We start from the raw sequence: 21,868 nt of genomic DNA, 5'->3' as shown, positions 1-21,868 counted from the left end.
GCGAGTCGTCGTCCCCCGTCCTCAGGCTCCTCCTCCACATCCGGCTCGGGTCCCCGGGGCGTCCACAGGTGTCGCGCCCGGCGGATCGACGGCGTGGGGCGCGGACGACACTGGGGCGCATGGACACCACCACCGAAGCGCTCGCCGACCCACGACGGACCTGGCGCATCCCGGACGACCGCCGGCTCCCCGTGCTGGAGCCGTACGCCGACCAGGTACGACGGCATCCAGCGGTGACCGTGCGCGAGGCACTGTGGGACACGGCAGATCGGGCCCTGGCGTTCGCGGGCGCGGAGCTCGCCCAGCCGGATCCGCCCGAGGGCGCGGCACCGGAGCCGCTCGACCGGGGATCAGCCGCACGGGACGCGGTCGAGGTGGTGCTCCGGGGTCGTCCGGTCGCGGTGGTCCGCATCCGCGAGACGACGACGAGCCTGGTGCACCTGGTCGATGCCGACGGTCGGCTGTGCGCTGAGGTGGCCGACGTCCGGGTGGACGAAGGCGACCCGGACACGATGCTCCTGCGCAGCGCCCGGTGGTGGGCGCTGTCCGACGACGGGCAACCGGGCTCCGTCGTCCGGGTCGTGGAACGTGCCCTGTCGGATGCCGCTGAGGACGTCGGGCGCGGGCCCGGCGACCCGGTGCCCACCCTCGCCCCGGTACGACGCCCTGCCGGGACCGCTGGCCACCACCCGGCACGCGGCAGCGCACGGGCCGTCGTGCGCGATGTCCTCGTCCCGCTGCGGGCCGAGCTGCTGCAGATCGATCCGATGGTCCGGATCGATGCCGAGGAGGCCGTGCACGCGTTCCGTAAGGTCCTCCGCCGGATCCGGAGCGTGCTGGCGGCGTACCGCGGCGCGCTCGATCCCGGCGAGACGGAAGCCCTCCGCGATGTGCTCCGCGCGACGGCCCGCGTGGCCGGGGTCGCCCGGGACGCCGAGGTCCTGCGTGCCGAGGTCAGGCGGATCTCCGAGCAGGTCCGACCGGACGCGCTGGACCCGGACGTGCTCGGCCACCTCCGCACCCAACTCGACGAACGACACTTCACCGCTACGACGGGACTGGTCGAGCTGCTGCGGACGCCGGTGTGGTTCGACACGCTCGACGCGCTCGACCGGGTGGTGGACCAGGCTCCCGCCGGACCCCGGGCAGAGCAGGACGCCGTGGCCTTCACCTCGGAGCGCATCGCCCACGAACGCCGTCGGGTCCGGGCGCGGCTCGCGGTCGTCGACCTCGGAGCGCCGGAAGCGGCCGGTGTCACGGAGGTGCTCGTCGGGCTGCATGCACTCCGCAAGGCAGTCCGCCGGCTGCGGTACGCGCTCGAGGCCGCCGGCGACCTGCACGACGTCGGTCCGCACGGGATCGGTCGGCACCGGATCGGTCGGCTCGTCCGGGTGCAGGACACCCTCGGCGACGTCCTCGACGCGCACCTCGGCGCTGAGGCGCTCCGGGAGCTCGCCCGAGTCGCTGCGCGCTCGGGGATCGACACGTTCGGCTACGGCGTCCTGGCGGCGACGGACCTGCGGATCGCCGAGGACCGGCTGGCGGATGCCCGGCGCGCGGTCGAGCGACTCCCCCGGGCGCTCTGAGGTGCGCGCGACGCCAGGGGAGCGCACCGCGGCGGGGCCGCGCGCGATGCCAGGGGCGCCTGCGATGCCAGGATGGGGACGTGCCGCACTACCTCGAGGACCTCGCAGCAGGACAGACCTTCACGACGCCGGGTCGGACGATCACAGAAGCGGACGTGGTGTCGTTCGCCTCGTGGACGAACGACAACAACCAGGTGCACACCGACGTCGAGTTCGCAGCGCGCACCCGCTACGGCCAGCGGATCGTGCACGGGATGCTCGGGGCGTCGCTGTGCGTGGGCCTCATCGCCCGGACGGGGGTCTTCGAGGGCTCCGCCGTGGCACTGCTCGGCATCGACCAGTGGCGGTTCACCGCGCCGGTGTTCATCGGGGACACCCTGACGTGTCGGGTCGAGATCCTGTCCACGCGCCTGACGAGTTCCGGGACCACCGGCATCGTCGAGCGCCTGGTGACACTCCGCAACCAGCACGACGACGTCGTCCAGCAGGGCCGGATGGACGTCATGGTCCTGACGCGGGCAGCAGCGATCGGCTGACCCGCCAGCGCGGATCGATCGTGGCAATGCCCGCGCAACCCCTTTACAACGATGTAGCACTGGGCGAGCATGGACGCATGAGCATGCTCGACGGCACCGTCGCCGCCCACACCAGCACCCCTGACCTCCCGCGCGCCACCGACCAGGACGGCTCGTACCCGCGCCCCCAGATGCTCCGCGCACGCTGGGCCGACCTGGACGGCACGTGGTCGTTCCGGAACGACGGGGACGACCCCGCCTGGCGCTCGGGCTTCCCCGACGCGCGCGACATCCTCGTGCCGTTCCCGCCCGAGTCCGTCGCGTCGGGCATCGACGAGCCCGGCTTCCACCCCGTCGTCTGGTACTCCCGCACCCTGAGCCGCGCGGACCTCGACGCCGCCGGGTTCGGCTCGGGCAGCCCGCGCCTGGTGCTGCACTTCGGCGCGGTCGACTACCGGGCGACGGTCTGGATCGACGGCGCCCTGGTCGGCACGCACGAGGGCGGTCACACCCCGTTCTCGTTCGACGTCACCGAAGCGCTGACCGCGGGCACGGCGGCCGACGCCGCGCACACCCTCGTCGTCCGTGCCGAGGACGACCCCCACGACCTCACGCAGCCGCGCGGCAAGCAGGACTGGCACGAGGACGCCCACGCCATCTGGTACCGCCGCACCACCGGCATCTGGCAGACCGTCTGGCTCGAGGCGGTGCCGCCGGTCGCCATCGAGTACCTGCGCTGGACGAACCTCGACCAGGCCACCCTGCGCCTGACGGTCCGCCTGCGTGGGACCCGCACCGGCGGCGAGCGCGTCCGGGTCGTCGCCCACTGGCACGAGCGCGACGAGCACCTGGCCACCTTCGACGCCGTGATCGGCGCCACCGCGACCGAGTTCGACGTCGTGGTGCCGATCGCGCGGCAGGCCAACGGGCAGGCACAGGACGAGCTCTTCTGGACGCCTGACACCCCCCGCCTGGTCGACGCCGTCGTCACCCTGCTCGGCGGTGACGGCGACACCCTCGACGCGGTCTCGTCCTACTTCGGCGTCCGCACCGTCGGCGTCGACGGCCCGCGCTTCCTGCTCAACAACCACGCGATCGACGTCCGCAGCGTGCTGAACCAGGGGTACTGGCCGGACTCGCACCTGGCGGCACCCTCGCGCGCGGCACTCCGGCGCGAGGTCGAACTCATCAAGGAGCTCGGCTTCAACGCCGCGCGGAACCACCAGAAGATCGAGGACCCGCGGTTCCTCTGGTGGGCGGACCGCCTCGGGCTCATGGTGTGGGGCGAGACGGCAGGCGCGTACGAGTTCTCCCCGCGAGCCGTGCACCGGCTGATGTGCGAGTGGATGGACGCCGTCGAGCGCGATGCCTCGCACCCGTCGATCGTCACCTGGGTGCCGGTGAACGAGAGCTGGGGCGTGCAGGAGGTCCGGACCGACCCGGCGCAACAGGCGTACGAGCGGTCGCTGGCGGACGTCACCCGGGCCCTCGACCCGACCCGCCCCGTGGTCTCGAACGACGGTTGGGAGCACACCAACTCGGACATCATCACGATCCACGACTACGAGGGCTCCGGCGAGCGACTGGCACGCACCTATGCCGACGATGCCGCCCGCACGGCGCTCGTGAACGGCATCGGGCCAGCCGACCGCCGCGTGCTCGTGGGCGGCGCCGTCGACCAGGGGCAGCCCGTCATGCTCACGGAGTTCGGCGGGGTGGACTTCCAACCCGGCGGCCAGCGTGAGGACGGGTGGGGGTACACCTCGGCGTCGGACGGTGACGACTACGTCGCGCGCATCACCGCGCTCTACGACGCGATCCGCGCGAGCTCGTTCCTGGTCGGGTCCTGCTACACCCAGCTCACCGACACGATGCAGGAGACGAACGGGCTGCTGAACGCGGACCGCTCCCCCAAGGTGCCGATGGAGCAGATCCGGCGCGCGGTCACCGGGCACTGACCGCGCCGGGTCCGCGCGAGCAAGCAGCGAGCAGCGAGCGCGGCCCCGGTCTGGGAGGATCGCTCGGGTGACGAGCGTGGCGGAGACCACCCGAGCCTCCCGGCCGGGGCTCCTCCGCGCGCTGCTGCACGGACCCCGGAGCGGTTGGACCGCGCCGCTGGCGATCTGGGCGGCCTCACGGGTCGTGAGCACGGCGCTGCTGGCCACGGTGTTCCTGGTGGCGTCGGCCAACGGGTGGCACTTCGCCTCGCACCGGGCCGACCCGACGTTCTTCACCTTCTCGGGGTCGTGGGACGCCTCGTTCTACCGGACCATCGCGGAGCACGGGTACCCGACCACCCTGCCGACGGACGCCCACGGGCATGTGACACCGAACCCGTGGGCGTTCCTGCCGGTCTTCCCGGCGGTGGTCCGGGCGGGCATGGCACTCACGGGCGGGTCGTTCTGGGTCGTCGCCCTCGTCGTCGCGACACTCGCCGGGGCCGGGGCGTGCGTCGTGCTGTACCGGCTGGTGCTGGCGGTGGGGTGCTCGCACCGGGCGCGCTGGGCCACGGCGCTGTTCGCGTTCGCGCCGACGGGGTTCCTGCTGCAGGTCGCGTACGCGGAGTCCGCGCTGCTGCTCCTCGTCTTCGGCGGCCTGCTCGCGCTGGTGCGTCGGCGGTACTGGCTCGTGGGGCTGCTCGGCGTGGTGGCCGCGTTCACGAAGCCCGGGGTGCTCGCGCTCGCGGTGGCCCTCGCGGTGCACCTCGTCGTCCGGTGGGTGCGGCACGCCCGCGGGCAGGAGCCGTTCGCGTGGCGGACACGGTTCACCATCGCCGCCGTCGGACTGGTCGTGGCGGCAGCCGGCCTGGCCTGGCCGGTGATCGCTTCGGCCGTCACGGGGCGGCCGGGGGCGTACCTCGACACGGAGTTGTCGTGGTGGGTCGGGTACGTCGGCCGGCAGCACTTCGCGCCGTTGACCCCGTGGTTCGTGATGGCCGGCACCTGGCTCGGCCCGCTCGGCATCGGGCTGGTCGTGGTGGTGCTCGCCGCCGCGGGGTGGTTCCTCCTGCGTCGTGACGTCCGTGCGCTCGGCCCCGAGGTCCTGGGCTTCGCAGCCTCGTACGGGCTGTACCTGGTGGCGGTGTTCCTCCCGCAGCAGAGCCTGCCGCGACTGCTCATGCCGATGGCGCCGCTGCTCGGGTCGGACGCGTTCGTGCGGACGCGTCGCCGTGCGGTCACGTGGCTGTGTGTGGGCGTCGCGCTGCAGCCGGTCGCGATCGTGCTGCTCTGGTTCCTCGGCTACCCCTAGGAGGCCCGGGTCGGCTCCGGTACGCCGGCGAGCGGTGCGCTCGCACCGCGCCGCTACGCGTCGAAGGTGTGGAACCAGGCCTTGCCGCCGGGGTGCTGCACCGTGATCATCTCGTCGAGGTCGCGGTACGGACCGTCCTGGTTGTGGCTCGCCGACTTGATGCGGATCGTGCCGTCGGGCTCGGTGAAGACCTCGGACACGATGGTCGTGTGGTCCGGCGAGTCGTTGTGGTTCCAGTCGAAGAACACGATGTCCCCGACCTTGACCTTGTCGCGCTCGTCGATCGTGCGCTTGGTGAGCCCGAACGTGCTGGCGTTCGTGGAGAGCCACGGGTCCATCGCCGGGCAGTACGTCCACGTGGCAGAGTGCGCCGCACCCGCGGACCGGCTGTACCAGTCGTCGCGCTGCTGCCACCCGCGGGCGATGAGCGTCTGGCTGACGTAGTTCGCGCAGTCGCCGCCGATCGGGTTCATGGTGCCGTACTCGGCGAGGTTGTAGTCCTTCCAGTACCGCATCGCGTACTCGAGCTGCCGGTCGACGTCGGTGAGCGCGGCGTAGGCGAGCGAGGTCGTCGCCACCGCGCTCGACGCCGCTGGCACCGGAGCCGTCGTGGGCGTCGGGGTCGCGCCTGCCGAGTCCTGCGTGGCACCGCTCTGCCCGTCGTTCGCGGTGCTCCCGTTGCCGTCGGAGCTCTGGTTCGCCGAGGCGGTCGGTGTCAGTTCCGTGGTGAACAGCGCCACGTCGGCAGACCCGGCCGTGTACATGGCCTGGTGCGGCGCGGTGAACGTGACCTTCGTCGCCGAGGCCCGCACGTCCCGCGCGACGACGCCGCCCACGGTCACCCCACGGACCGCGGCGAGGGCCGTGCCCGTCACGGTGACGGTCACGCCACCGGCGAGCGGGACCTGGGCGGGTTCGAGTGACCCCGCCGAGGCCGCAGCCGCAGCCGACGAGGACGACGAGCCGGCCCCCGGACCTGCCGTGCCCGAGGCCGAGGGTGCGCCCGGGTCCTTCGAGCACGCGGCAGCGACGAAGCCCACTCCCGCGACTCCGGCGAGGGACAGCAGGGAACGGCGCGTGTAGGAAGCAGTCATGACCGTCCCAGGGTACGTGACCCCGCCGACGGAGACAGGGAAGGAGACAGCGGGACGCGTCGCCGGCGGAGACGGCGCCGGCGCCTCGCTCAGGCGCCGGTGATGTTCACGAGCCAGGTCACGCCGAACCGGTCGGTCACCATGCCGAACTCGTCGCCCCACGGCGCCTTGGTCATCGGCGTCGTCCCCGGAGATCGACACGGAGATGTTGCTCGTCTTCGAGTACTCCATGCCGTTCGGGGTGTCGGCGCCCATGATGAGGTAGCCGCTCGGGGTCTCGAGCTGCCCGTGCATGATCTTGTCCGCCTCGGCCGGGTCGTCCGAGGCGCCCATCTCGCCGAACGTGCCGAGGTGCAGCTCGCCGCCGAAGACCGACCGGTAGAACTCCATCGCCTGCCGGGCGTCGTCACGGAAGCCGAGGTAGGGGGTGAGGCGCGAGGTCATGGCGGTCTCCTTCGTCCGGCCCGGACCGGGCGGTCCCGGCGCTCGAGGTCATGGTGACACCAGGACGGGAAACAGCGCAACGCGCACGTCGGCAGCAACGACGAACGGCTCGGATCCGTCTGGATCCGAGCCGTTGTGCAATCTGGTGGTGCGGTGCAACCTGGTGGAGCTAAGGGGATTCGAACCCCTGACCTTCTCATTGCGAACGAGACGCGCTACCAACTGCGCCATAGCCCCAAGTGCTCGACCACACTAGCACCAGCCCGCGGCCGAACCGAAATCGACCGGTCAGACCGCGCGGCGGCGACGCATGATCGCGTCGAGGTCGGCCTGCTGGTAGTCGTCGTCCCCGATGACCCCCATGCCGGCCCACTTGCTCGGCGCGGCCGGAGCCACCGGCGCCGGCGCAGCCACAGCAGCAGCCGAAGCCGGAGCCGAAGCCGGAGCCGAAGCCGCCGTCGCAGCGGCGTCCGACGCGGGAGCCGCCCGCAGCCCGAGCCGCTCGGCGAGACGCCCCTGGTCGTGCGCGGAGAGCGACGCGACGGCCTGCTCGACGTCGGGACGCATGCGCGACACCGTGGCCATCGACGGGTCGGACTCCCCCGCACGGATGGCGCGGGCCTCGGCCTCTGCCTCGGCCTTCGCCGCGGCGACCCGCTCCTTGAGCCGCGCCGCCAACTGCGCGGAGGACTCCGGCGACGCCGCGGGGGCAACGGGACGCTCGACGTACAGGGGCTTCGGCACACGCCCGGGGGTCCAGGCGCGGTCGGCTGCGTCCGTCGACGCGTTCTGCTCCGTGGACAGCGGGGGTGCCGGGTCGGACCACACGGTGGCCGGACGGGAGGCACGGCTCACCTGGGGTGCGCTGGCTGCGGCACGCGCCTTCCGCGCCTGGGCGACCTGGTGCAGCTGGGCGAGGACCGCTGCGGACGCACCCGCGGCGACGAGCCCCGCGACGGCGATCAGCCACGCGGACGGTGCGGCGACGAGCACGACGAGCGCGACGACCAGCCCGGCGGCGCCGAGCATCGTCGCGCCGAGCCGGGAACGCCGCATGCGCATCGCGGTGAGCGCCGGGACCGAGGACGCACGCTCGAGCGCGGGCGCCTGCTCGGCGAGCCGGCGGGTGATCTCCCGCTGCCGGGCGGCTTCGTGGGCGCGGACGATGGCGGCGCGCTTGGCCTCTTCCGACTTCGCCACGCGCTGTGCCTCGGCGAGGGACTTCGCGTTCATCTCGATGCGGACCTCGTCGGGCAGCTCGGCGGTCTGCGCGAGGATCCGGAGGGTCTGCTGCAGGCGGATCGCGTTCCGCTCGGTGGCCAGGTACTGCCGCCTGGCCGCCCATGCGGGCATCAGGTAGACGACCCAGAGCACCGCGGCGACGAGCAGGACGACGCCGCCGCCCCACGACCCGATACCTGCCATGGGGAGAGGCTAGGGGCGGCGCTCGTCGTGACCCGTGATTGCGGGACGCGTGTTGCGCGAGTCGTGCGCCGATCGACGTGGGCCGGGACGGGCATCCTGGCCGGTGCGGGGCCCGGACGTCAGGGACGGTGGCCGATGGTGAGCGGCATCGCCGCTTCGTCGCGGGCCGCGAGCGGCACGCTCCCGACGCCGGGCGGGACCTGCCCGCGCACCCAGCGTTCGAGGACACCCTCGCGGACCTCTTCGGCGACGAGCCCGAAGCAGAAGTGGTCGCGCCAGTCCCCGTTGATGTGGATGTAGCGGCGACGCAGTCCCTCGTACCGGAAGCCGAGCTTCTCGACGACGCGGAGGCTCGGGGCGTTCTCGGGACGGATGCAGATCTCGATGCGGTGGATGCCGACCGAGCGGAAGCAGTGGTCCGTGGCGAGTGCGACGGCGATCGGCGTGACGTTGTGGCCGGCGGCGCTCTCGACCACCCAGTACCCGATCGAGGCACTGGCCAGCGAGCCGTAGGTGACCCCGGAGACGTTGAGCTGGCCGACGAAGCGGCCGTCGAGCTCCATCGCGAACGGCAGCCCGAGTCCCGCGCGGGCGTTGGCCTGGAGCGCGCGGATGCTGCCGCGGACGTCGGTCGCGACCTGGCCGGAGGGGTTCGTCGCCTCCCACGTGCGCAGCCAGGAGCGGTTCGTCGCGAGGGCCGCGTCGAGGTCACGACCGTCGCGGAGCCGGAGGGGGCGGATGGTGACCCGTCCGTGGGACAGGGTCGGGATGGTCGTCATCGGGCGGTTCCTCCGGTGTCCCGGCGGTCACCGGGACGGGTGTCCCGTGCGGGCCCGGGTGTCCGGTCCCGCACGGGATTGGGTCGACTCATTCGCCCGCGTTGAACTCCTTCAGCCACGACTTGAGGTCGGGACCGAGGTCCTCGCGGTCCGAGGCGAGCTGGACGATCGCCTTGATGTAGTCGAGTTTGTCACCGGTGTCGTACCGACGTCCACGGAACACGACGCCGTACACGCCGCCGGTCCACTCTTCGGCGTTCGCCATCTTCATGAGCGCGTCGGTCAGCTGGATCTCGCCGCCCTTGCCCGGCTCCTGCTTCTCGAGGACGTCGAAGACCTCGGGACGGATGACGTACCGGCCGATGATGGCGAGGTTCGAGGGCGCTTCGCCCTGCGCCGGCTTCTCGACGAGGCCGGTGATCTTCACGACGTCGTCGCTGTCGGACGGCTCCACCGTGGCGATGCCGTACAGGTGGGTCTGCGACTCCGGGACCTCGAGCAGGGCGACGACCGTGGCGTTCTTCTCGCCCTGGACCTCGATCATGCGCTTGAGCAGCGGGTCACGGGCATCGATGATGTCGTCACCGAGCAGGACGGCGAACGGCTCGCGGCCGACGTGCATCTTGGCGCGGAGGACGGCGTGACCGAGGCCGAGGGGGTCGCCCTGGCGCACGTAGTGCATGTCGGCCAGGTCGGTCGACTGGTTGACCTTCTGCAGCTTCTCGTGGTCCCCCTTCTTGCGGAGGGTCTCCTCGAGCTCCGACACGTGGTCGAAGTGGTTCTCGAGCGCGTTCTTGTTGCGCCCGGTGATCATCAGCACGTCGGTGAGACCGGCGCCGACGGCCTCTTCCACCACGTACTGGATGGCTGGCTTGTCGACGACGGGGAGCATCTCCTTCGGCATCGCCTTGGTCGCGGGGAGGAAGCGAGTGCCCAGCCCTGCAGCTGGGATCACCGCCTTGGAAATCTGGAAGCCCATGCCCGTGACGGTATCCGATGCCGGCGCCCGCAGTCATGTCGTCGCTCCGGAGGACACCGGCATCCCGCGCGTGTCTGGCGGCTTCCCGCAGGGGCCGCACGGGTGTGGGACCCGGTCGTTCCCGCGGGGGTGCGGAGCGCGCTCGTTAGACTCCTGCGCATGACCCCCGATCTCGGCAACGAGAAGCGCGCGCTGCGGGCCGAGCTCCGGCAGCGCCGACGCATCCGGACATCGTCCGAACGCGCCACCGACACCGAGGCCCTCACGGCGACGCTGCAGCGCTTCGCCGAGGAACGGCAGGTCGAGTCGATCGCGCTGTACCTGTCGGCGTCGGACGAACCGAACGTGCGGCCCTTCCTGGACTGGGCGTACGAGCGCGGGATCCGGGTCCTGCTCCCCGTCACGCGCGAGGACGGCCTGCTCGACTGGGCCGTGGGCGACGGGTCGAGCGAGAAGGAGGGGCTGTTCGGCATGCCCGAGGTCGTCGGCGAGGTGCTCTCCCCGCTCGCGATCAACGACGTCGACGCCATCCTGACGCCCGCTGCCGCCGTGGGCCACGACGGCTGCCGGATGGGGTGGGGCCGGGGCTACTACGACAAGACCCTCGGGTCCATGGCGAAGCGCCCGCCCGTCTATGCTGTGATCTTCGACGCGGAGTACCTCGACGAGGTCCCGCGCGAACCCCACGACGAACCCGTTGACGGCATCATCACGCCGTCGCGCATCATCACGTTCCGGAGCTGACGTGCCCACCTACTCGTACCGCTGCACCGAGTGCGACACCGCGTTCGACATCAAGCAGTCGTTCTCCGACGCCACGCTCACCGAGTGCCCCACGTGCGGCGGCGTTCTGCGCAAGGTGTTCTCGCCGGTCGGCGTGACGTTCAACGGTGGCGGGTTCTACCGGACGGACTCGCGGCCCGCGCCGAAGACGTCGTCCGACGGCGGATCGTCGTCGGGGTCGTCGGGGTCGTCGGGGTCGTCGTCGGGGTCGTCGTCGTCGGGGACGTCGGCGTCGAAGCCGGCGAAGCCCAGCACGCCCGCCGCCTCCTGACCGGGACGCACACTTCTCGGTAGGTTGAGGTGCCGCCGACCGGCGGCCGTCCCCGACCGGAAGGAGGCCCACACGTGAAGGGTTTCAAGGAGTTCCTGCTCCGCGGCAACGTGATCGACCTGGCCGTGGCCGTGGTCATCGGTGCTGCGTTCACCGCGATCGTCACCGTGATCGTCAGCGCCCTGATCAACCCGCTGATCGGTGCCGTGTTCAACGCGTCGAGCCTCGACAAGGCGCTGATCGTGCACATCCCCACCGTCTCCGGGGGTGATGCCTCGCTGAAGTTCGGCGCGATCATCGGCGCCGTCGTCAACTTCGTCATCGTCGCCGGCGTCGTGTACTTCGCCCTCGTCGTGCCGGTCAACCACCTGAAGAAGGTCGCGTTCGAGCGCGTCAAGAACGACCAGGAGCAGACGCCCCAGGACGTCCCGCCGACCGACGTCGAGGTGCTGCTCGAGATCCGCGACCTGCTCCGCACGCAGAACGGCGTCGCCGTGAGCACCGGCGGGGGCGCGCACGTGGCACCGTCCGACGCTCCCGAGGGTCCCGGGATCGCGGGCTCGACGAAGCTCTAGCCGGCCCGTCGAGGCCGCTCGGTCGCGGATCGCACCCCGCCAACGACATCGCACCCCGCAGCAACGGGGTGCGATGTTCGTTCGGGGGTGCGATGCGCCGCGGCCGCGCCGCGCTACGCGACCGCGGCGCGGCCGCCGCGGCGCATGCGCACCATCGCGGCGACGTACTGCGCACCGGCGAGCACGTGCCCGGCGGTGCCGAGCCACACGAGGACGAGCGCAGTCACCCGGATCCAGGGGTGCTCCGACGCCCAACCGGTCGATGAGAACAGCAGCGCGGGCAGCCCCACGAACAGCAGCGCCGACCGGATCTTGCCCGTCCACGACACGTCGAGGTCCGGGTTGCCGCCGAACCAGATGCTCGACAGCACCGCGAGCAGGGCGTCGACGGCGACGACCACCACGACGACGATCCACGGCAGCAGGCCGACGAGCACGAGCGACAGCACGATCGCGATGATCGCCAGGCGGTCGGCGATCGGGTCGAGCGCCTTGCCGAGCTTCGAGCCCTGGTCGAACTTCCGCGCGATGAAGCCGTCGGCCCAGTCCGAGACGCCGAGCACGACGAGCGAGACCAGCGCCCACCCGGGGTGCCCCTGCACGACCAACACGACGTACACCGGGATCAGCAGGAACCGCACCATCGTGATGAGGTTCGGCCAGGTCTGCCAGTCGGGGCGCTGCCGCTGTGCGGAGTCGGTCATCACGTGCTTTCGTCGAGGTCGGACCTCCAGGGTACCTACCCCCAGTGGGGAGGCCGGTCGCCCAGCAGACGAACGTCGTTCTCCCCGCGGCCGTGCCGCGGCGGCTCCGGGGCCGGAGTGGGGTCCGAACCCGGCACCGGCTGGGTGGTGACCCGCTTGCGGACGCGGGCAGGGCCTCCTGTCCGTTCGCTGGGGACACGAACTGGGCCCACGCCGCCGGTTCCGGGCCGACGCGCCAGCGGCGGTCCGGCCGTGCCGGTGGGGAGAGGCTCGGGTGCGGCCGCGTCGTCGGCGCGCGACCACGTGCCCACCAGCTGGTCCGTGCCGGGCGTCACCGGACCGGCGGGCCGGGAGGCCCGCCTGCTCATCGGCGTGCGGGACCCGACGTCGGCACGCCGGGATCGAGACCCTGCGTGCTCATCGGCGGGCGGGAATCGGCGGGATGCTGATCTCCTGCGTGGCGCCGCGGTCGACACCGAGGACCGCCGCGACCGTGTTCGCCACCCGGTCCGGGTCGGAGAACAGCTGGAAGGCGTGCACGCGCACGTAGTGCCAGCCGAGTCGGCGGAGCACCTCGGGGCGGAGTCGCAGCGACTCGCGCAGCGAACCCTGCACCAGGGACGCATCCGTCTCGATCGTCACGCACACCCCGCCGTGCGCGGCCACGAGACCGAGCTTGCCGCGGTGCCCGAGCGCGACCGGGATGCCGCGCATCTCGAGTCGGCGTGCCAGGTCCACGAGCAGCGGGTCGGAGTCGTCCGGCACGTACTCGGCGGTGGTGCGTGCCCGGACCTCGGCCAGGATCTCGGCCAGCGCGACGGTGCCGTGGCCCATCCGCTCGGCCTCGATGTCGGACGGCTGGAAGCAGGTGACGATGACCATCGAGCGGCGCGCCCGGGTCATCGCGACGGCCAGCAGCCGCTCGCCACCGGGCTTGCCGAGCGGACCGAAGTCGCGCAGGACCCGGCCGTGCGGAGTGCGGCCGTAGCCGATGGAGAACACGACGCGGTCGCGGCTCTGCGCCACGGACTGCTCGAGCGTGGCGACGATGAACGGCTCGGCGCGGTCGCCGATGACGAACTCGGTCAGGTCCTTGTGCCCCTGGGCCGCGGTGAGCACGGCCTGTTCGACACGCACCGCGTGCTTGGCGGACGCGGTGATGACCATGAGCGACTCGGTCGGACGGGTGCGGGCGTGGTCGATGACCAGGCGGACGACGCGGTCCACCTCGGCGTCGACGCTCTCGACCGCTCCGGACTCGGGGTCCGGCACGGCCTTGCCGTCGCTGACGTAGTCGAGCGCGATCGACCCGTGTCCCAGGAACGAGCCGGCCCACGGCAGCGACTCGATGCGGCCGCCGTAGAAGCGGCGGTTGACGAGCTCGGCCAGGTCCTCGCCGCCGGCGCGGTACGAGGTGGTGAGGGACAGCGTCGGCAGCAGGGTCGACAGCTTCGCGAGCGCGGAGTCGGCGTGCAGGGCGTCGAGGGTCTCCTCGTCGACCTGTAGGGCACGGTGCGCGGGGTCGACCGCGATGCGGAACGGCGACGGGGTCTGCGTGACCGGGTCACCGAAGACGACGGTCTGGCGCGCACGGCGGACGGCGTCGACGGTCTCGGCGATCGTGACCGCGCCGGCGTCGACCAGGATCACCGTGTCGAACGGCATCGTGTCGGCGATCTGCGGGACCTCGTACGGGCTGGCGAGCCACACGGGTGCGATTGCCCGGGACAGGTGCGGCGCCGAGTCCTGCAGCAGGCGCGAGGTGATCGCGCCGTCCTTGAGCTGGGACCTGAGCGCTGCCGCCTCTTCCGGCCAGTCGACGAGACCGACCTTCCAGTTCTCGGCGAGCTGCCACGCCAGGCCCTGCGAGACACCGGCCGCGTGCGCGTCGTCGACGAGCCGGAAGTCGGCTTCCACCCGGTCGAGCATGTCCGTGTTCGCGCCGAGCAGTGCCCGGTCGGACTCGAGCATCGTCTCGAGCGCGGACTGCCACCAGGCGAGTTCGAGCTCGGCGGGGACCTGGGTGTCGGGCACGTGCCGGTTCGCCAGGTCGGTGATGAGGGGTTCGAGCTGCAGGTCGCGGAGGGTCTGCATGAGCTCGGTGCGCTCTTGCAGGTTGTGCAGGACGTCGGACTCGGCCGCGAGCGAGCCGATGTACGGCAGGAGCTCGTCCACGGGCATGTTCGCGAGCTGGTCGTCCCGGCTGGTGCGACCGAGCGGTTCGTCGAGCCGCGCGAGGTCCTCGACCACGTTCGAGAACAGCACCTGCACGTCGGCTATGCCGGTCGGGACCTCGGGTGCGACGCCGGCGGCGACGTAGCGCTGCCAGAGCACCCGCTGCTGCTGCACGCGGGTCAGGGACTCGTGCAGGTCCGACACGTGCACGCCCGGACGGACGTACTCGCGCGCGAGCTTCTTGAGTCGACGACGGTTGGTGCTCGACATCGGGGCGCCCTCGCCGCGGGGTGCCGTCGCGGCGACGAGCTCGGACACCGAGCGGTCGAACACGACGGGCAGGAAGCGGTCGAGCGTGTCGCGGATCTCGGTGAGCAGGCGCAGGTAGATGCCGAGCTCGTTGATCGTCGTGAACTGCCGCATGCGGGTCGTCGCGATGAGCTCGTGCGCGCGCTGGAGCAGGGTCGGCAGCGCGCCGCCGTGCAGGTCCTTCGCGATCTTGTGCGCACGGTGGGCGCCGTCGCTCGAGCCGAACTTCGCGCCGTACCAGGGCGAGTCGTCCGGGCCGTAGCGGAACTCGCCGAGGTTGGCCGCGCTGACCATGGTCTCGGCGACGCGGGAGCGCCCGTGCACCATCGCGCTGACGGACTGCTTGGAGAGCCGGGCAGTCGTCGACGGCGGGACCGGCAGCAGCGACAGCCGCGAGAGCTCGACCAGGCAGTCGAGCACACTGACGCCGAAGTCGGGGTCGGTGCGGGTCAGGCCGCCGCGGTAGTCGGTGAGGACCTTGCGCAGGCGCACCAGGGCGTCGTCGACCTCGCGCAGGTTCGGACGCGTCGACTTCTCGTTCCGGGCGATCGCGCGCACCACGTCGCGGCGCAGGGTCGCGGGGGTGACGGCGACACCGGGGAGCTGCACCTCGCCGAAGCGTGCCGCGATGCCCCGGAGCGTGGCACGGCGCGGGCTGACCACGAGGACGCGCTTGTTCGCGGCGACCAGGCCGCCGAGCGCGTTGACGATGGTCTGCGTGCCACCGGTGCCGGGCAGGGTCTTCACGACGATCGAGTTGCCGGCCGTGATCTGCGCGATCACGTTCTCCTGCTCGTCGTCCGCGTCGAGCAGCAGGGTGTCGGTGTCCGGGCTGCGCTCGTCCGACGGGGTCTGCTCGACCGGCCGGTACGACTGCTCGACCTGCCACTTGGCGCTCGGGTTGCCGGCGAGGGCGTCGAGCACCGGGTGGGAGAGGTCCTCGGTGTCCTCGACCAGGCCGGAGGCGACCTCGGCGAAGGTGGACACGACCAGACGGGCGTGCACGGAGAAGCCCGGGATGTGCCCGGTCAGGCCACGGAGCCGGTCGATGACGGGGTTCGGCGTGAACGAGCCGTCCTGCTGCGCCAGGGCGACGAAGGACTGCGCGTCGAGGGTGACGCCGAACTGCTCGCGCAGGGCGTCGGCCAGCGCCGGGTTGAGCGCCGGTTCGCCGAGCAGCCGGACCTCGAAGTCGCGCCCGTGCCGGCGGATGGCGAGCGGACGGAGCAGCACCGGGCCGCGGAACTGCTCGTCGCCGGACTTCCAGTCGGCCATGCCGATGCCGAGGTGCACGGCGTCGATGCCGCGCACGGTGGACAGCTCGGTGCCCTTGGCCTCGACGTGTCCGGCGGCGATCCGCGCGGCGCGCAGGGCGACCTCGTCACGGATAAGACTCGACAGCAGCGTCGTCTTGCCGGTGATGAACTGGGCGAGCCCGCCGGGGTGGGTCGTGGAGAGCTCGATCCGGGCGCGGGGGTGGTCCGCGAAGTGCACCAGCGGGCTGGAGCCACCGACGCCGGCCAGCTGGGCGCGCCAGGCGTCCCACACCGGCTCGGCGGCGTTCGTCGCGGTGAGTCGCGGGTCGCCCAGGCTGATCGCGTGCGGGCTGGTCACCTGCAGCTCGGGGCGGAGCGCGTCGGAGGTGTCGTCGGTCGTGGCGTCCGTGTTGCTCGTCGTCTCGTCCTGCTCGTCGCGGTGGTCCTCGGGCGCACCGGCGTGGTGCGCATCGCCCCCGGGCGCGCGGTTCTGGTCGGCCGGGACGTCGTCGTTCGCGTCGCCCTCGCCGTCCGTCACCCTGTCCGCACGCCACACAAGGCCCACTGTAGGCGGAAGCGTCCCGTCTCTCTGGCAATGAACCGAGGTTTCGGCCGATCCGGCGCACCCGCGGCCGGTGCGCGCACGCCGACTGTGGTACCAACGTGGCATGGCCATCGACGACCGACCCGCCCCACCCACCACCGCTCCGTCCCGGCGTCGATCGGTCCCGGCCGAGATCTCGCGCTCGTGGCTGCTCGTGTCCGGCACCGCCTCCGAGCGCTTCGAGCCCTCCACCCGGTCCCGCGCCGACCAGGTGATCCTGGACATCGAGGACGCCGTCGACCCGGCGATGAAACCAGCGGCCCGCTCGACCGTGGCGGAGTGGCTGACCGGTGGCGGCGACGCCTGGGTCCGCATCAACGACGTCACCACCGACTTCTGGGCCGACGACGTCGAGGAGCTGCGCGGCCTGCCCGGTCTGCAGGGCGTGATGCTCGCCAAGACCGAGAGCCCTGCCCAGGTCACGGACACCTGGCACCGACTCGGTGGCCAGACGCCGGTGATCGCGCTCGTCGAGTCGGCCGTCGGCATCGAGGAGGCGACGAGCATCGCGAAGGCGCAGGGCGCGTTCCGCCTGGCCTTCGGCAGCGGTGACTACCGCCGCGACACCGGCACCTCGGCCGACACGCTCGCGATGGCGTACCCGCGGTCGAAGCTCGTCGTGGCGTCCCGGGTCGGCGACCTGCCCGGCCCGATCGACGGCCCGACGGTCGGCTCGTCGCACCCGATCCTGCGCGAGCAGTCCCAGGTGGCGGTCTCGCTCGGCCTGACCGGCAAGCTCTGCCTGGACACCGAGCAGCTCCCCGTCATCAACGAGGTCATCTCCCCCACCCCGACCGACGTCGCGTGGGCGCAGGACTTCCTCGACGACTTCGAGGCCCGCGGCCGCGTCATCCGCGACGGCTCCGACCTGCCCCGCCTCGGCCGGGCCCAGAAGATCCAGCGACTCGCCGAGGCCTTCGGCGTCGAGGCACGGTAGGGACCCGCCATGACCTGGTCAGCACCCGAACCCGGCGCGCAGCCCACACCGTCCGAGTGGCAGCGCGGCGCGACGACGCTCTTCCCGCCGGGCAAGCTCGCGGACCGCATCTCCACGGTGCTGCTGCTGGTCTTCGGCGCACTCCTGACGATCATCACCGCGGTCGTCGCCCTGATCGTGACGATCTCCGCCACCGCCTCGTGCGACGCCGCGGCCGGCTGCACGCCCGGCGGGTACGTCGGCGGTGCGGCCATCGCCGTGGGCGGGGCCTTCGTGGTCGGGGTCGCCACGGTCGTGCTGGCGATCGGCGCGTGGATCCGTCGGCGCACGTCGTGGTGGATCGCGGCGATCGGCTTCGTCCTGGCGATCGCGTGCATCACGTGGGGCGGGGTCGTCTTCGCGGGTGTCGCCGACGGCGGCGCGGCCGGTGGCAGCGGGTCGAGCAGCAGCATCGCCTGACGCCCGGCACACGCTCGCCGGCATGCGCCGGACAGGAGGCGCGGGGCGGGCCCGCCACGAGCCTCCTGTCCGGTGGGTGGGACCGTCGACGGCTCGCGGCGTACCGTCGGGCGCATGGTGCAGGTGAGCCGGACGACCGTGGCGGTCGTGGGAGGCGGACCGGCCGGGGTGGTCCTCGGCCTGCTGCTGGCCCGCGCCGGGATCGCCGTGCGGGTCGTCGAGCGGCACGACGACTTCAACCGGGACTTCCGCGGCGACACCGTGCACGCCTCCACGATCCGGTTGCTCGACGAGCTCGGGCTCGGCGACCGGTTCCGTCGCATCCCGCAGAGCCGCCTCGACGACTTCTCGCTGCCACGCGCTGACGGGACGACCGTGCGGCTCGGCGACTTCTCGCGGCTGCGGCCCCCGTACGACCACGTCGCGATGGTGCCGCAGTGGGACCTGCTCGCGATGCTCGTCGACGCCGCGCGCGAGGAGCCCACCTTCGACATCGTGATGGGGCGGTCCGCCACCGACCTGATCGTGGAGGACGGCCTCGTCACCGGCGTCCACCTGCACCCTCGCCACGGGCCGGACGAACCCGAGGAGCTCCGCGCCGAGGTCGTCATCGCCTGCGACGGCCGGGGATCGGTGCTGCGGGCGGCGGCGGGGCTCCGGCCGCCGAGCTTCCCGGTGCCCTTCGACACGTGGTGGTTCCGCCTGCCGAAGCGCGCCGGCGACGCCGAGACGGCGCTGGTCCCGGCGTTCCAGGGCACCGACGTCGTGCTGAGCTTCCCGCGGCCGGACTACCACCAGGTCGCGTACTTCGCGCCGAAGGGCTCCGATGCGGCACTCCGCGCCGAGGGCATCGCGGCGTTCCGCGCCAGGATTGCGCGGGTCCGACCGTCGTTCGCGGACCGCATGGACTCGCTCGCGTCGATGGACGACGTGCACGTGCTCGACGTCCGGACGGACCGGCTCCGTCGTTGGTGGCGTCCGGGGCTGCTCTGCATCGGTGACGCGGCGCACGCGATGTCGCCTGCCGGCGGTGTCGGCATCAACCTGGCGGTGCAGGACGCCGTCGCCACGGCGGCGATCCTGGCCCCGGCGATCACGGGCGGGGTCCGCGGACGTGCGCTGAGCCACGCGCTGGCCGCGGTGCAGCGCCGCCGGATGCCCCCGGCGGTGATCGTCCAGGGCGCCCAGCGGTTCCTGCACCGGGTCGTGTTCGAGCGCGCGTTCGCCGGACGGCTGCAGGACGGCCCGCCGATGCTGCCCGCGCTGCTGGCCGAACACGTGCCGCCGGTGCGTGGGCTCTACGCGCGGGGCATCGCCTTCGGCCCGCTCCCCGAGCACGCCCCCGCCTGGGCACGTCGGCCATGACCTCGCGGCAGGGGCCGCGTTCCGATCCTGAACGACCCCGGGACCGTCGGCGCATGCTGGGCAGATGAAGCAGCGAACCATCGGCGACACCGACGTCAGCGCGATCGGCCTCGGCGGGATGCCCATGTCCATCGAGGGACGACCCGACGAACGGCGGTCGATCGCCACGATCCACGCCGCCCTCGAAGCGGGCGTCACCCTCATCGACACCGCAGACGCCTACCACCTGGCCGCCCACGACGAGGTCGGCCACAACGAGGAGCTCATCGGCCGTGCGGTCCGCGAGTACCACGGCGACACCGACGCGGTCCTCATCGCCACGAAGGGCGGGCACCTGCGGCCCGAAGCCGGCGCCTGGGCGCAGAACGGCGACCCCGCCTACCTGAAGCAGGCGGCGAAGGCGTCGGCGAAGCGACTCGGCGTCGAGGCGATCGGCCTGTACCAGTTCCACCGCCCGGACCCGGCGGTCCCCTACGCGGACTCGATCGGGGCGCTCGCCGAGCTGCTCGACGAGGGCGTCATCCGGATGGCCGGGATCTCCAACGCCGACGTGGACCAGATCCGGCAGGCGAACGAGGTGCTCGACGGCCGCCTGGTGTCGGTGCAGAACCAGTACTCACCGGCGTTCCGGTCGAGTCAGGCCGAGCTCGACCTCTGCGACGAGATGAGCATCGCGTTCCTGCCGTGGAGCCCGCTCGGCGGCATCGCCGGCGCGTCGGACCTCGGCTCGACGTTCCAGGACTTCGCGACGGTGGCACGGGACCACGGCGTCACGCCCCAGGTCGTCGCGTTGGCGTGGGAGCTCGCCAAGAGCGACGTCGTCATCCCGATCCCGGGGGCCTCGCGGCCACAGTCGATCCTGGACTCCGTGACGGCGGCCACCGTCAAGCTCCGCCCCGAGGAGGTGGACCGGCTCGACCGGTCCCAGGCCGCCACGGCCTGACCGCAGCCCGCGGACGCGACGCGCCCCGAGCCTCCTGTCCTGGAGGCCCGGGGCGCGTCGTGCGATCTGCTGCGGTCAGCCGCAGACCTTGCTCATGTCCTGGGTCGACTGCTGCACGTCGGAGATCGACGACTGCAGCGCGGCCGAGTCCGCCGACTGCGGGTCCTTCGCGAAGGCCTCGAGCTGCGTGACGAGCTTCGAGAACGAGCCCTCGAAACCGTTCGCCGCGTCGTGGACGTCCGGGTTCGTGACCTCGTCGGTGGCCGTCTTGAGCTTGGCGTCGAACTCCTTGAGCTTCGCGACCGCGGTGGTCGGGTCGCTCTGGATCGTCGACATCTGCGACTGGAGCTCGCTCGACACGGACGGCGCACAGGGTCCGCGTCCGGCGCCGCGTAGCGTCGAGGGCATGCACGCCATCACCTTCGACGCCCCCGGCGACGAGTCCGTCCTGACCCTGTCCGACCTGGCCGACCCCACACCCGGCCGGGGCGAGGTGCTGGTCGAGGTCGCCGCCGCCGGCGTGAACAACGCCGACCTGCAGCAGCGCCAGGGCAACTACCCGCCGCCGCCCGGAGCGTCCGAGGTCCTGGGCCTCGAGGTCTCCGGCACGGTCCGCGCGCTCGGCCCGGACGTCGAGGGCTGGTCCGTCGGCGACCGCGTCTGCGCGCTGTTGGCCGGTGGCGGGTACGCGTCGCTCGCGGTCGTCCCGGCGTCGCAGCTGCTCCCGGTGCCCGACGGGCTCGACCTCGTGCAGGCAGCCGCGCTCCCCGAGGCCGCGTGCACCGTGTACTCGAACATCGGCATGATCGCTGGGCTCCGTCCTGGGCAGACACTGCTGGTGCACGGCGGGACCGGGGGCATGGGCTCGCACGCGGTGCTCTGGGCGAAGGCCCTCGGCGCACGGGTCGTCGCGACGTCCGGTGGTGACCGCAAGGTCGCGGCCTCGCGCGAGCTCGGCGCGGACCTGGTGATCGACCACCGGTCCGAGGACTTCGTCGCCCGGGCGCGCGACTTCACGGACGGCGTCGGCGTGGACGTGGTGCTCGACGTGGTCGGGCCCGCCTACCTGCAGCGGAACCTGGAGGTCCTGGCGCCGAACGGACACCTCGCCGTGATCGCGGCGGGCAGCGGCTCCGAGGCGACCCTGCCGTTCGGCCTCATGATGCAGCAACGCGCCACGATCAGCGGCACCACGCTGCGTGCCCGGCCGCTCGCCGAGAAGGCCGCGATCGTCGCCGCGGTCCGCGAGCACGTCTGGCCCTTCGTCGAGGACGGCAGCGTCCGGCCCGTGGTCGACGCGGTGCTGCCGCTCGCCCAGGCGGGCGAGGCCCACCGTCGGATCGCGGGCGGCGAGGTCATCGGCAAGCTGCTGCTGACGCCGTAGCGGCGGCGAACGGAACCGCCTGGAGGCCCGGT

The 21,868-nt window shown here is 72.3% G+C and carries 19 protein-coding genes, 1 tRNA gene and 2 pseudogenes; 12 read left to right on the top strand and 10 right to left on the bottom strand.

Going from position 1 to position 21,868, the window contains the following annotated elements:
* Positions 1-119 precede the first annotated feature (119 nt).
* The 4 genes from BIU90_RS02655 (at position 120) to BIU90_RS02640 (ending at position 5,350) form a co-directional block, all read left to right on the top strand.
* A complete protein-coding gene (locus BIU90_RS02655) occupies positions 120-1,586 on the top strand; it encodes a CHAD domain-containing protein (protein ID WP_071298706.1) in 1,467 nt (488 codons plus the stop codon).
* 80 nt (positions 1,587-1,666) lie between these two features.
* Positions 1,667-2,122 carry a MaoC/PaaZ C-terminal domain-containing protein gene (locus BIU90_RS02650; RefSeq protein ID WP_071298705.1) on the top strand — a complete coding sequence of 152 codons (456 nt, stop codon included), beginning with the start codon at positions 1,667-1,669 and terminating at the stop codon, positions 2,120-2,122.
* 77 nt (positions 2,123-2,199) lie between these two features.
* A complete protein-coding gene (locus BIU90_RS02645) occupies positions 2,200-4,059 on the top strand; it encodes a glycoside hydrolase family 2 (RefSeq protein WP_071298704.1) in 1,860 nt (619 codons plus the stop codon).
* A gap of 67 nt (positions 4,060-4,126) precedes the next feature.
* Positions 4,127-5,350 (top strand): hypothetical protein, encoded by a 1,224-nt coding sequence (locus BIU90_RS02640; protein ID WP_175470117.1) that lies wholly within the window; start codon positions 4,127-4,129, stop codon positions 5,348-5,350.
* Between the two features lie 53 nt (positions 5,351-5,403).
* Here the strand turns inward: BIU90_RS02640 and BIU90_RS02635 are convergent, their stop codons facing one another.
* From BIU90_RS02635 to galU, 6 genes and pseudogenes are all read right to left on the bottom strand, one after another.
* Positions 5,404-6,444, bottom strand: coding sequence for an amidase domain-containing protein (locus BIU90_RS02635; RefSeq protein ID WP_083403633.1), 1,041 nt, complete (start codon positions 6,442-6,444; stop codon positions 5,404-5,406).
* A gap of 89 nt (positions 6,445-6,533) precedes the next feature.
* Positions 6,534-6,888 (bottom strand): annotated as a pseudogene (locus BIU90_RS02630) (VOC family protein).
* Between the two features lie 161 nt (positions 6,889-7,049).
* Positions 7,050-7,125, bottom strand: a tRNA-Ala gene (locus BIU90_RS02625).
* Between the two features lie 51 nt (positions 7,126-7,176).
* Positions 7,177-8,313: a hypothetical protein gene (locus tag BIU90_RS02620; protein WP_071298702.1), complete on the bottom strand. Its 1,137-nt coding sequence runs from the start codon at positions 8,311-8,313 to the stop codon at positions 7,177-7,179.
* 119 nt (positions 8,314-8,432) lie between these two features.
* Positions 8,433-9,092 (bottom strand): GNAT family N-acetyltransferase, encoded by a 660-nt coding sequence (locus BIU90_RS02615; RefSeq protein WP_071298701.1) that lies wholly within the window; start codon positions 9,090-9,092, stop codon positions 8,433-8,435.
* 88 nt (positions 9,093-9,180) lie between these two features.
* On the bottom strand, positions 9,181-10,071 hold the full coding sequence (gene galU / locus BIU90_RS02610) for a UTP--glucose-1-phosphate uridylyltransferase GalU (protein ID WP_071298700.1): 891 nt from the start codon (positions 10,069-10,071) through the stop codon (positions 9,181-9,183).
* A 159-nt stretch (positions 10,072-10,230) separates the two neighbouring features.
* Between galU and BIU90_RS02605 the strand changes: the two genes are divergently transcribed.
* Positions 10,231-10,815 carry a 5-formyltetrahydrofolate cyclo-ligase gene (locus BIU90_RS02605; RefSeq protein ID WP_071298699.1) on the top strand — a complete coding sequence of 195 codons (585 nt, stop codon included), beginning with the start codon at positions 10,231-10,233 and terminating at the stop codon, positions 10,813-10,815.
* Position 10,816: 1 nt separating this feature from the next.
* Positions 10,817-10,957 (top strand): annotated as a pseudogene (locus tag BIU90_RS19220) (FmdB family zinc ribbon protein); the annotation flags it as partial.
* A gap of 14 nt (positions 10,958-10,971) precedes the next feature.
* Here BIU90_RS19220 and BIU90_RS19215 read toward each other — a convergent pair.
* Positions 10,972-11,109, bottom strand: coding sequence for a hypothetical protein (locus BIU90_RS19215; RefSeq protein WP_368086267.1), 138 nt, complete (start codon positions 11,107-11,109; stop codon positions 10,972-10,974).
* A 90-nt stretch (positions 11,110-11,199) separates the two neighbouring features.
* On the opposite strand from BIU90_RS19215, the gene mscL reads away from it, so the two are divergent.
* Positions 11,200-11,700 carry a large conductance mechanosensitive channel protein MscL gene (mscL, locus tag BIU90_RS02595; protein ID WP_071298697.1) on the top strand — a complete coding sequence of 167 codons (501 nt, stop codon included), beginning with the start codon at positions 11,200-11,202 and terminating at the stop codon, positions 11,698-11,700.
* A gap of 113 nt (positions 11,701-11,813) precedes the next feature.
* Here mscL and BIU90_RS02590 read toward each other — a convergent pair whose 3' ends face one another.
* Positions 11,814-12,404: a CDP-alcohol phosphatidyltransferase family protein gene (locus BIU90_RS02590; RefSeq protein ID WP_071298696.1), complete on the bottom strand. Its 591-nt coding sequence runs from the start codon at positions 12,402-12,404 to the stop codon at positions 11,814-11,816.
* Between the two features lie 417 nt (positions 12,405-12,821).
* Positions 12,822-16,502 carry an AAA family ATPase gene (locus tag BIU90_RS02585; RefSeq protein ID WP_254786928.1) on the bottom strand — a complete coding sequence of 1,227 codons (3,681 nt, stop codon included), beginning with the start codon at positions 16,500-16,502 and terminating at the stop codon, positions 12,822-12,824.
* 310 nt (positions 16,503-16,812) lie between these two features.
* Between BIU90_RS02585 and BIU90_RS02580 the strand changes: the two genes are divergently transcribed.
* The 4 genes from BIU90_RS02580 (at position 16,813) to BIU90_RS02565 (ending at position 20,452) form a co-directional block, all read left to right on the top strand.
* Positions 16,813-17,685: a CoA ester lyase gene (locus tag BIU90_RS02580; RefSeq protein WP_071298694.1), complete on the top strand. Its 873-nt coding sequence runs from the start codon at positions 16,813-16,815 to the stop codon at positions 17,683-17,685.
* A 9-nt stretch (positions 17,686-17,694) separates the two neighbouring features.
* Positions 17,695-18,144, top strand: a complete 450-nt coding sequence (locus BIU90_RS02575; protein WP_071298693.1) for a DUF6264 family protein — start codon at positions 17,695-17,697, stop codon at positions 18,142-18,144.
* A 114-nt stretch (positions 18,145-18,258) separates the two neighbouring features.
* Positions 18,259-19,509: an FAD-dependent oxidoreductase gene (locus BIU90_RS02570; protein WP_071298720.1), complete on the top strand. Its 1,251-nt coding sequence runs from the start codon at positions 18,259-18,261 to the stop codon at positions 19,507-19,509.
* A gap of 64 nt (positions 19,510-19,573) precedes the next feature.
* Positions 19,574-20,452 carry an aldo/keto reductase gene (locus tag BIU90_RS02565; RefSeq protein WP_071298692.1) on the top strand — a complete coding sequence of 293 codons (879 nt, stop codon included), beginning with the start codon at positions 19,574-19,576 and terminating at the stop codon, positions 20,450-20,452.
* 75 nt (positions 20,453-20,527) lie between these two features.
* Here the strand turns inward: BIU90_RS02565 and BIU90_RS02560 are convergent, their stop codons facing one another.
* Positions 20,528-20,812 (bottom strand): hypothetical protein, encoded by a 285-nt coding sequence (locus tag BIU90_RS02560; RefSeq protein ID WP_071298691.1) that lies wholly within the window; start codon positions 20,810-20,812, stop codon positions 20,528-20,530.
* A 46-nt stretch (positions 20,813-20,858) separates the two neighbouring features.
* On the opposite strand from BIU90_RS02560, the gene BIU90_RS02555 reads away from it, so the two are divergent.
* Complete coding sequence (locus BIU90_RS02555; protein WP_071298690.1) at positions 20,859-21,836, top strand: NAD(P)H-quinone oxidoreductase; 978 nt, start codon at positions 20,859-20,861, stop codon at positions 21,834-21,836.
* Positions 21,837-21,868: the final 32 nt, after the last annotated feature.

Source organism: Curtobacterium sp. MCBA15_001 (assembly GCF_001864835.1).
Taxonomy (GTDB): domain Bacteria; phylum Actinomycetota; class Actinomycetes; order Actinomycetales; family Microbacteriaceae; genus Curtobacterium.
The sequence above is the reverse complement of the archived record's forward strand: the minus strand, read 5'-3'. Positions and strand labels throughout refer to the sequence as shown.